The sequence below is a fragment of the Deltaproteobacteria bacterium genome (assembly GCA_019308905.1).
GTDB lineage: Bacteria > Desulfobacterota > BSN033 > WVXP01 > WVXP01 > JAFDHF01.
In genome coordinates this window covers 1-9,469 of record JAFDHF010000094.1, presented here as the reverse complement: position 1 = coordinate 9,469, position 9,469 = coordinate 1, and the positions used below count along the sequence as shown (strand labels likewise).

The window sequence follows — 9,469 nt, the reverse complement described above, 5'->3', positions numbered from 1 at the left end:
CCTGGTGGGTTGAAACGGACCTGGTTCCCGGCATGGCAAGGGCGGAAAAGGCCGAACGATCCCGGCAGATCCACTCCGTTCAAGGGAATCCGGGCTGTTATAGAATAGACCAGGAAGAGGTCCACTTTGGACCAGAGGGCTCTTTGTACCTTGGCAGTCGAATTTCTGACCGGGATCCAGGCTGGGCGGACTGATCGACCGGATCGCTCTTCAAATGGTGACCTGCACGCGGTATTCGCCCAGAATTGAAGGTAGGGTGAAGCGGTAAAGGACGCTGGTCGGAATTTAGTTGACAATGCGAGGAAATTGTCATAGTATCGAGCCCATTGATCTCGCAGGGGAGGAGGATTGAGGAATGCCGAGGCGAAGGGAAAGAGACCGGGAGCTTGCCAGAAGAAGGCGGCGAAAGAAGAAGCGCAGGAAGTTGAGAGCAAGAGAGCTTCTCGAGCAGAAACGTACCCCCGCGAGAAAGGAAGCTGCGGTGAAGGAGGGATCGGGAAAAGGAGAGGCAAAGACTGTAACAGCCAAGAAGCCCAGGGCCAGGAAAACTCAGAAGGCGGAGAAGGAAAAGGCAGAAGAGGTGTTGAAGGAAGCCCCGGTTGAGGTATCGGCACCTCCCACCGGAGAAGAGACGGCAAAGGAGAAACCGAAGACGGAGAAACCCAAAAGAGGAGGGGCAAAGAAAAGACAGACCAAAGAGGAAGAAACCGGGAAAGGAGAGTCGGAGAAAGAAAAGTCGGACAAGGAGCAGTCCAACGGCGAAAAGCCGGACAAGGAAAAGGCTGGGGCAAAGCCCAAGAGAAGCGCTTCCAAGAAAGGGCCTTCGCCCAAGGCAGAGTCCAAAGAGGGAGAATCCTTGGAGGAGGGGGAAGAGCCAGGCCGGCAGGAGGGTTGAAGAGCCTGTCTGCTTACTTTCTTATGTAGTTTTTCCTTGCCAGGTCGGTGTAGAGGGCTTTCCCCTTGTTCATGGCGGCGAAGATAACCACAGAGGTAATCGTGGCTCTGGTAACGGCGTCAACACCCCGGTTGAATTTGAAAGGTTCGATGAGGGACCGGCCCAGGAGGCGGTCCCTCATTTGATTGATATCCTGGTCGTCCCAGGAGCGGTTGCCGTATTTCCTCAGATCGACGGGGATGAAGTTCCGCACGGTTCCCCCCTTATCAAAGATATAGATGAAGCGGATCCCATGGCAAATATCGCAGACCGGGGGCCGACTGACTGGTACTGCAAAGAGTTCCTCCTGATGTGACCCCTTTTCCACCTTTGCCACGTAAATGTCTCCACCGGCAAGTCGGATTCTCCGAATCTCCAAAACATAGGCACCGTCGATCGATATGCCCGTCTTGATCCTTTCAGACAGCTCTTGTTCAGAAAGAGGGGGCGGTAGCCTCTTTGCGAGGGGAGGGACCGTCGCTTCTCCCTGTCTGATTTTCAGGCTGGCAGGCCGGTGCTCCAGGGCGGCCTTGATTGATCGAGAGATCTCTTCCGTGTCTCCACGGAAACCCACATGGGATTCGACGATAATCGCCCTTCCACCTTCGTCTCGTCTGAGGAGAATCGTCAGAGGAGTCCGGGCGCCGCTTGGACCGGTGAGAGCATCGTAAAACCCGAAATCCTCATCGGCAAGAATGGGGAAGGGGACGGCTCTCTCTCGCCTGAAAGATGCCACCTCCCGCTCGTTGTTGCCCACGGCCTCTCCTATCCACTTGATCCATCCTCTGGTAGCAGGGTCCTTTTCCAACATGTGAAAAACCGTGTTGTAGAAGGGAGCCTGTTTCTGGCAACTGGTACAGTAAGTATTGAGGATCTCCAATACGACCAGGTCTGCCTGGATATCGGCGATTGTGAATGCCTTTCGGTGTAGGATGCCGAGGTAGGCCCGATCCTCCGGTGCCTTTGGGGAGAGAAACTCGTACCCGGGCAGAGATCGGCCCGATCCAATTCCCTCAGAGGCAGCTCCTTGGAGGTCTCTCGCCCCGGCAGTTGAAAGCAGAAGGGAAAAAAGCGTCAAAACAAGGCCGCTTCTCTTTGGCATCTCCCTCACGGGACCTCTCTTGACTCATAATGATTGCGGGGATAGAGCCATATCGACGAGAAATGGATGGTTCTGGCCGTCACATGGGCAATATAGCAGAATCCCATAGAGCCCTTCAAGGAGCAGACCCGAGGGCCCTTTTCTGTTGCATGGAAAAGGCGAGACCGGGGTCCTTGGTCCGGGGGTCGGACGGGCCGACGGCAGGGAGGGAGTATTCGGTCGCAGAGGGCCTTTTCAGGCGGCATGACAAAGGTCACTTGATCCTGCCAGGCAGGGCGGGTTATGATTCGAATTGGTTACTGTTCTCGCATCCTGAAGGCTCCCTGTGGCAGCCTTGCTCATGAGACTGCAACAGGGCTGTTTTGTCGGGGTGAGAGGTTTGGAGAGGAGGAAGAGATGGAGCCGGTTGAAGTGGTGAAGGGGTTTTATTGGGTTGGGGTGGTGGATTGGAATGTCCGCGATTTTCATGGTTATACCACCTATCGAGGTACGACCTACAACGCGTTCTTGTTGATTGACGACAAGATCGTCTTGTTTGATACGGTGAGGTATCCATTCCGGGACCAGTTGCTCCAAAATATACGGAATATCGTCGACCCTGCCGAGATCGACTACATCGTCGTCAACCACGTTGAACCTGATCATTCAAGTTCCCTGCCCGGGATCGTTGAAACCGTTAAGCCTGAAAAGCTCCTCTGTTCTCCCATGGGCAAGAAAGCCCTGCTCGACCACTACCACAGGGAAGACTGGCCCTATGAGGTGGTCGAATCAGGCCGTCCCATGGTCCTGGGGCGGAGAACCGTGGAGTTTCTTGAAACCAGGATGCTCCACTGGCCTGACAGCATGTTCTCCTATCTGAAGGAGGAACGCCTGCTCATATCGAGCGATGCCTTCGGCGAACACTGGGCTACATCCGAGCGATTCGACGACCAGGTGGACCAAGGGGAACTGTTCAGGCACGCAGCCAAGTATTATGCCAACATCCTTCTGCCCTATTCCCCCCTGGTGGGGAAACTCCTGAGCAAGGTCCAAGAGATGGGTCTTGCCATCGACATGATAGCGCCGGACCACGGTGTCATCTGGCGTTCCAACCCACTCAAGATCGTTGAGGCTTACGACAGGTGGAGTAGCCATAAGGCTGAGCAGAAGGCTGTAATCATTTACGATACCATGTGGAAGAGCACAGAAGCCATGGCTTTTGCAGTGGCCGCCGGCCTTGTAGAGGAGGAGGTGAGTGTGAGGCTGATGGATCTCAAGTGTAATCACCGGAGCGATATTGTGGCTGAAGTCCTTGATGCCAAGGCTCTGGTCTTTGGGTCCTCTACCCTCAACAACGGGATGATGCCCGAGATGGCCGCCATGCTCCACTATCTGAGAGGGTTGCGTCCCCAAAACAAGATCGGTGCAGCCATCGGTTCGTACGGATGGAGCGGTGAGGCGGTCAAGTTGATGAATCAGGCCATGGAAGAGATGAAAATCCACGTGATCGATCCGGGCATTACGGTGAGATATGTCCCTAAAGCCGAGGATCTGAAATCTTGCACCGAACTCGGCCGTAGGCTCGGAAAGGCCATCCATGGAGCCTGAAAAGCAGAGAGGAGAGCCGTCCCAGGCTCTAAGGATTTGGAATTCTATCGTTAAAAGGGACCACGGGTTACAGTTCCCGGTCAGGAAACGAAAGGAAAGGAGGATCGGTTCATGTCTACTGTAGAAGAGTCTTTGAACAAGGCCTTTGCCGGAGAATCGCAGGCGAATCGCAGGTACCTTGCCTTTGCAGAGAAGGCGGACCAAGAAGGTTATCTCCAGGTTGCTCGGCTCTTTCGGGCGGCTGCTGAAGCGGAGACCATCCACGCTCACAACCACCTGAGGGCGATGAAGGGTATCGGGAGCACAAAGGAGAACCTGGAGGCGGCCATATCGGGTGAGACTTTCGAGTTCAAGGAGATGTATCCCGGGATGATCGATGCGGCCAAGACCGAAGGGAACAAGGCGGCGGAGCGGACGTTTGCCCTGGCAAACGAGGTGGAGAAGGTTCACGCCCGACTTTATGAGAAGCTCTTAAGGAGCCTTGAAACCTCAGAGGAGACGTATCCCTACTACGTATGTACCGTGTGTGGGTACACGGCCGAGGGGGAAACCCCTGAAGTCTGCCCGGTATGTGGGGCCCGGGCCAAAGCCTTTAAAAGGGTCGATTAGCCTTCCCGGGGTTGTGCGCTGCAAGAAAACCGCGTAGCCATCCGACCTGGTGGATATCCTTGCCGGCTGTCAGCGGCCCTTGGGAACGTAGTACCATGTCCCCTTTCTGGGTTTCTGAATCTCTTTGACCAGGGCGGCAAGGTCTTCTTCCCTGTGGACAAAATCGATTTCGCTCGTATCGATAACGAGAAGCGGGCTGTCATTGTAATGGAAGAAGAAGCTGTTGTAAGCCTCCACCAGCGTCTGGAGGTAGCCGGCCTCGATGGATCGCTCGTACTCTCGGTTTCTCTGCCTGATCCGAGAAAGGAGAACCTTTGCTCTCGCCTGGAGATAGATCACGAGGTCAGGGGTGGGAATGGTCCCCTGGAGAAGTTGGTATATCCTCTCGTATAGGGCCATCTCGTTTTCGTCGAGGTTTACCGAGGCGAAGATCCTGTCTTTTGCAAAGAGATAGTCGGAGATAGTCAGCCGGTTGAAGAGATCGAGTTGCTGGAGTTCCTGCTGCTGCTGGTAACGGCTGAGGAGGAAAAAGATCTGTGTTTGGAAAGCGTATTTTTTCCTGTCCTGGTAGAAGCGGGCCAGGAAGGGATTCTCATGGGAGACCTCGAGGATGGGGCGGCCGGAGAAGACCTTTGCCAAGAGGCCGGCAAGGCTCGTCTTACCAACACCGACCGGACCTTCGACTGCTATGTACCTGAGATCTGCCATTCAAACGTCCCAGGGTTCCTGCCGATTTCGGCCTACGATTTGTTCCCCATCATCCTGCCAAGCTCTTTCGAACGGAGGGTGGCCACTTCCACCGCATTGATCAGTGTTGTTCTGAGTCCGCCTTCCTCCAGGGTGTGGAGCCCGGAGATCGCCGTTCCTCCTGGAGAGGTGACTTTGTCTTTGAGGCGGCCGGGGTGCTCTCCTGTTTCGATCAGGAGCTTTGCCGCTCCAAGGACCGTCTGCGCCGAAAGGGCCAGAGCGTTGTCTCTGGAAAGGCCGACCTTGACACCTGCATCGGCCATGGCATCGATGATGAGAAAGAGATAGGCAGGCCCGCTTCCGCTCAGGCCGGTGATGGCATCCATAAGCACTTCTTCGATGATGACGGTCTTGCCGATGGAATCAAAGATCGCCTTGGCCAGCCGGAGATCATCCTGGGAGGCGTGGCGACCGGGGCAGATGGCCGTTGCGCTTTCCAAGACGAGGGCGGCGATGTTGGGCATCGCCCTGATAAGGCGCAGGTCCTTGTGGAGATAGGATTCAATTGTTGCAAGAGGGATACCTGCGGCAATGGAAATGATGAGTTTCGACATATCGAGGTGATCCACCAACTCTACGAGGACCGGCTCCATGATCTGTGGCTTGACGGCGAGGACCAGCAGGTCGGCCTGGTCTGCCGTGTCTGGATTTGCCTTGCAGACCGAGACATTGAAGCGTTCCCTGATAAAATCCAGCCGATCCTGCCGTATATCCGAGACGATGATGTTTGCCGGTTTGGAGGCACCGCTGTGAAGAAGGCCCTTAAGCATGGCTTCGGCCATGTTTCCAGCGCCTATAAAACCGATCTTCTTTTCGTTCAGCATTACTTTGCCCTCTTGCATCGAATCTGGTCTAACCCTCTAGCAGAAAGGGGCCGTTCCTGTCAAGACACGGCAGGGCTGCTCGTTCTGCCCAGATCACCATTCGATGCCCTTTCTGGCCTGAACTCCCCTGTCAAAGTAGTGTTTGACGGCCGTCATCTCGGTGACCAAGTCTGCCCTTTTTATTAGTTCCGGAGGTGCATCCCGTCCGGTCAATATGAGTTCGGTGCTTCTCGGCTTGAGGTCGATCAGTCCGAGGACGTCTCCAAGCGTGAGGAGGCCGAAGTGAAGAGCCACGTTGATCTCGTCGAGAATGATCAAATCGTTCTTCTCCTCTTCAATGCTCCTTCTCGAGAACTCGAGGGCCTCTCGTGCCATTTGGACGTCCACGGGACGCGGCGTGTCCCTTATGAAACCTCTGGGCCCCATGGGAAAGATCGAGAGATTGGGGGCCAGAAGGCGGGCTGCCAGGACCTCACCCACGTGGCGATCGTTTTTCATGAATTGGACCATGCAGACACGCAGGCCGTGTCCCACCGCTCTAAGAGCAAGCCCCAGGGCTGCCGTGGTCTTTCCCTTTCCCGATCCCGTATAGATCTGAATATATCCTCTTTTCATGGGCATGCCGCTCCTCTCTGCATGTGGAGGCCGAGTCTTCCGGACCTCCCGGGTTTCTCCCGTCATCATCGGTACGCAGAGATTTGAGTCGACCAGGTGGACAATCCCGGAGATCAACCGGTGGAGGAGAAGAAAGGGTAAAGACCACGGCCGGAAGCCTCTCCGGCCGTGGTCGACTGCTACCCACGAGGTGTCAAGCCGTATTTTCCTGTAAGACTCACTTTCTCCCTTGATCGGTCATTCTTCGATGGTTATGGCTTCCGCAGGGCAGTCTTCGGCCGCCTGGCGGGCGCTCTCCTCTGCCTCAGGGGGAACCACATCCACCTTTACGGTGGCCACGTCCTCTCCCATCTCGAACACCTCTGGGCAAGTTTCTGTGCAGAGTTCGCAGGCCGTGCACAGATCAGGATCTACCTTCGCCTTCATTCCTCTTTCACCTCCTCTCCGCCGTTGTTCGGGTCTCGTCGATACGAGTAAAAAAACACCCCCCGGTTTTACCCGGGGATTCAGCCTCCCAGATTCCGGTCTACACGGGACCCTCTTGGGGAATCATTCCGACTCTTTACGGCCCCACCGGGAAGCCAGGTTTTGGAATATAAACCATCGCCTACAATTTATCAACCTCCCGGTGCCCTGTTCAACCCGAAGGAGCCGAGATTTTTCCAACAGCACCCATGTAAACGACCGTCTCTTCCTTCCCGTCGACTCCGAGGAGGCGGTCTACCTCTTCGTCGAAGAGAGCGCCTATGGTACAGCACCCGAGGTTGAGCGCCGTTGCCGCCAGATAGAGATTCTGTCCGATATGTCCGGCATCGAGATATATGTATCGATATCCTCGTTCCCTGTATTTCCACTTGGATCGCTGGACGACAGCGGTCCAAATGAAGACAACCGAAGCCGTGGTGACCATCCGCTGTCCCAGGGCGGCAGAGGCCAGCTCGTTCATGGTCACACGCCGGGCCACAGGTTCCAGAAGGTGTCTGGGAACATAGTAATGGTAGATTCCAGGGGCCAGTTCCTCCACCCGGTTCGCCGCGACGTAAGTCTCAACCGGGTATAGGGCACCGGCTGAGGGACAGGCCCTCAGGGCCTGCCCGGAGGCCGTATGTGTGATTCCTTGGGTTGCCCAGAGAAGCTGTGAGAGGTCGAGAAGTGAGATCGGGTCCCGGGTGAAGTCCCTGGAGGAACACCGTTTGTTGATGACAGTCCAAAGAGGCTCTCCCCCTTCCTCCCTCGGTTCGGGCAGAGAGATTCCCTCCTGGTGGGGATCAGACCGTTTGTAGATTCCGGGTCGCCTGGACCAGTCCAGGTATCCTCCTTCCATCTGTCCCCGGATGTATCTGGTTTCCCTTTGAAACCTGTCACCGATCCCCTCACGCGGCTGGTTCATTTCGTCCTCCTGACCGTGGGGCGAGTGTCTTGAAAAAACAAAGGCAGTAATGTATGAAAGGAGGCGGCGGTTTCTACACTGACTGGCCCTGGCTGCCCGAATGGCAGCGATTTCCCCTCTCGGGTCGATCAAAGCATACAGGCAGAAGAGAGACCATATCCAGAGATGGTCGATTCCGCCGTATCGAGTACTATAACAAAGACGCCGGCCTGTCAAGGCGGAGGGAGCGGATGGATGATGGTCGTTGTGGTCATCGGAGGCGGTATCGTAGGATGCTTCGTGGCGCTTGAGATGGCGAAAAAAGGCCGGGAAGTCTTCCTCCTCGAAAAGGAAAAGGCCTTGGGGGAGCATACCAGCACCCGGAACAGCGGGGTGATTCACGGGGGTATTTACTATCCCTGCAGATCCCTGAAGGCCAGGCTATGCGTCCGGGGCCGCCATCTGACATACGAGTTTCTGCAGAGCCATAATGTACCCCACCGCAAATGCGGAAAGCTCGTCGTGGCTCTGAACGATGAGGAACTCAAAGGCCTGGAGGATCTTAAGGATCTTGGCGACCGCAATGGTGTGGAGAATCTCCGGTTGATCGGCGGAGCTGAGGCGCGAAAAATCGAACCGCGGCTGCGATGCCTGGCCGCCCTCCAATCCCCTGAGACGGGTTTGCTCGACATGGCGGCTTACATGAGGGCCACGGAAAGGGCGCTCAAAGTGGTTGGTGTAACCATTGTGAAACAGTGCCGGGTGCTGTCGGTCAGCGAAAAGAACGTCGTCAAGACGAGCCGGGGTGAGATAGAGAGTGACTTCCTGATCAATGTCGCCGGACTTCACAGCGACAGTATCGCCAGAGAATGCGGTCTCGAGGGGTATGAAATAGTTCCCTACAAGGGTGATTACTACTGCACAACCGAGGCTCTGGTTAGGGGGCTGGTGTACCCCATCCCAGGATCTGCCCTTAGTCTGGGTGTTCACCTGAGCCCAACCTTCGGCGAGGAAATGCTCATAGGACCGTCGGTCCTGCGGGTGTCAGACAAAGAGGACTACGAAATCAGAACCCCCCGGGAGGAGTTTGAGCAGGGCGCTCGTGCCATGGTTCCGGATCTGGACGTCACGAGGTTATACCCTGGTTTTTCAGGCAACCGTCCAAAGGTCTACTACCGGGAAGAGTTGCAGACCGATTTCGTGGTCCGTAAGCAGGAGGGAGGGCGTATCCACCTTCTCGGGATCGAATCGCCGGGTCTGACCGCCGCCCCTGCCCTGGCCGAATATGTTGCTAAAATCATGGACTGAAAAAGAGACCGGCTGAGATTCAGGACCCGGACGCTGGTCGGATCTGATCCAGCAGCCTCGATCTTTCCTCTTGTAGACTGTCCTCCCAGCACTCGATCTCCCAGCCCTGAAATTCTCGCAAAAAATACTTGACTTGGATTGCGGTTGAATTTATATTGAATATCCCCTGTATTTATTATGCACTCCATCGGGATCCTGCTTGCGGGCGGGGGCTGGAAACAAGGGGGTGCCTTCGCGGGGACGGGGGAAGCCGATGACAAGGATTTTGTTCTTCTCTTCTTATTTTTTGGTTCAAATTCGCTTCGAAGAGGGGAGTGGGGTCAGCCATGCAACCTGAGAAGATATGTGAATTGTTGAAGGAGAAGATCATCTGG

General features: G+C 55.6%; 10 protein-coding genes. 4 read left to right on the top strand and 6 right to left on the bottom strand.

The features are described 5' to 3' along the window. The first annotated feature begins 355 nt into the window (after positions 1-355). Positions 356-895, top strand: a complete 540-nt coding sequence (locus JRJ26_19275; protein MBW2059638.1) for a hypothetical protein — start codon at positions 356-358, stop codon at positions 893-895. Positions 896-908: 13 nt separating this feature from the next. Here the strand turns inward: JRJ26_19275 and JRJ26_19270 are convergent, their stop codons facing one another. Then, on the bottom strand, positions 909-2,045 hold the full coding sequence (locus JRJ26_19270) for a hypothetical protein (GenBank protein ID MBW2059637.1): 1,137 nt from the start codon (positions 2,043-2,045) through the stop codon (positions 909-911). 387 nt (positions 2,046-2,432) lie between these two features. Here JRJ26_19270 and JRJ26_19265 point away from each other — a divergent pair, with 387 nt between their 5' ends. Next, on the top strand, positions 2,433-3,623 hold the full coding sequence (locus JRJ26_19265) for a flavodoxin domain-containing protein (GenBank protein ID MBW2059636.1): 1,191 nt from the start codon (positions 2,433-2,435) through the stop codon (positions 3,621-3,623). 111 nt (positions 3,624-3,734) lie between these two features. After that, on the top strand, positions 3,735-4,232 hold the full coding sequence (locus tag JRJ26_19260) for a rubrerythrin family protein (protein ID MBW2059635.1): 498 nt from the start codon (positions 3,735-3,737) through the stop codon (positions 4,230-4,232). 69 nt (positions 4,233-4,301) lie between these two features. Here the strand turns inward: JRJ26_19260 and JRJ26_19255 are convergent, their stop codons facing one another. The 5 genes from JRJ26_19255 to JRJ26_19235 all read right to left on the bottom strand — a co-directional run bounded on the left by JRJ26_19255 (position 4,302) and on the right by JRJ26_19235 (position 7,808). After that, positions 4,302-4,940, bottom strand: a complete 639-nt coding sequence (locus tag JRJ26_19255; protein MBW2059634.1) for a deoxynucleoside kinase — start codon at positions 4,938-4,940, stop codon at positions 4,302-4,304. Positions 4,941-4,972: 32 nt separating this feature from the next. After that, positions 4,973-5,803 (bottom strand): pyrroline-5-carboxylate reductase, encoded by an 831-nt coding sequence (proC, locus tag JRJ26_19250; protein ID MBW2059633.1) that lies wholly within the window; start codon positions 5,801-5,803, stop codon positions 4,973-4,975. Positions 5,804-5,896: 93 nt separating this feature from the next. Beyond that, positions 5,897-6,484, bottom strand: a complete 588-nt coding sequence (gene cobO, locus JRJ26_19245; GenBank protein ID MBW2059632.1) for a cob(I)yrinic acid a,c-diamide adenosyltransferase — start codon at positions 6,482-6,484, stop codon at positions 5,897-5,899. 171 nt (positions 6,485-6,655) lie between these two features. Continuing rightward, positions 6,656-6,844 (bottom strand): ferredoxin, encoded by a 189-nt coding sequence (locus JRJ26_19240; protein MBW2059631.1) that lies wholly within the window; start codon positions 6,842-6,844, stop codon positions 6,656-6,658. Between the two features lie 211 nt (positions 6,845-7,055). After that, positions 7,056-7,808: a SagB/ThcOx family dehydrogenase gene (locus JRJ26_19235; protein MBW2059630.1), complete on the bottom strand. Its 753-nt coding sequence runs from the start codon at positions 7,806-7,808 to the stop codon at positions 7,056-7,058. A gap of 234 nt (positions 7,809-8,042) precedes the next feature. Here JRJ26_19235 and JRJ26_19230 point away from each other — a divergent pair, with 234 nt between their 5' ends. Beyond that, a complete protein-coding gene (locus JRJ26_19230) occupies positions 8,043-9,095 on the top strand; it encodes an NAD(P)/FAD-dependent oxidoreductase (protein MBW2059629.1) in 1,053 nt (350 codons plus the stop codon). Positions 9,096-9,469 lie beyond the last annotated feature (374 nt).

What these genes read in the sequence shown, in the direction of transcription:
- cobO (MBW2059632.1), bottom strand. Translation starts at nt 6,484, where the DNA reads ATGACGGGAGAAACCCGGGAGGTCCGGAAGACTCGGCCTCCACATGCA.
- JRJ26_19255 (MBW2059634.1), bottom strand. Translation starts at nt 4,940, where the DNA reads ATGGCAGATCTCAGGTACATAGCAGTCGAAGGTCCGGTCGGTGTTGGT.
- JRJ26_19235 (MBW2059630.1), bottom strand. Translation starts at nt 7,808, where the DNA reads ATGAACCAGCCGCGTGAGGGGATCGGTGACAGGTTTCAAAGGGAAACC.
- JRJ26_19260 (MBW2059635.1), top strand. Translation starts at nt 3,735, where the DNA reads ATGTCTACTGTAGAAGAGTCTTTGAACAAGGCCTTTGCCGGAGAATCG.
- proC (MBW2059633.1), bottom strand. Translation starts at nt 5,803, where the DNA reads ATGCTGAACGAAAAGAAGATCGGTTTTATAGGCGCTGGAAACATGGCC.
- JRJ26_19265 (MBW2059636.1), top strand. Translation starts at nt 2,433, where the DNA reads ATGGAGCCGGTTGAAGTGGTGAAGGGGTTTTATTGGGTTGGGGTGGTG.
- JRJ26_19275 (MBW2059638.1), top strand. Translation starts at nt 356, where the DNA reads ATGCCGAGGCGAAGGGAAAGAGACCGGGAGCTTGCCAGAAGAAGGCGG.
- JRJ26_19230 (MBW2059629.1), top strand. Translation starts at nt 8,043, where the DNA reads ATGATGGTCGTTGTGGTCATCGGAGGCGGTATCGTAGGATGCTTCGTG.
- JRJ26_19240 (MBW2059631.1), bottom strand. Translation starts at nt 6,844, where the DNA reads ATGAAGGCGAAGGTAGATCCTGATCTGTGCACGGCCTGCGAACTCTGC.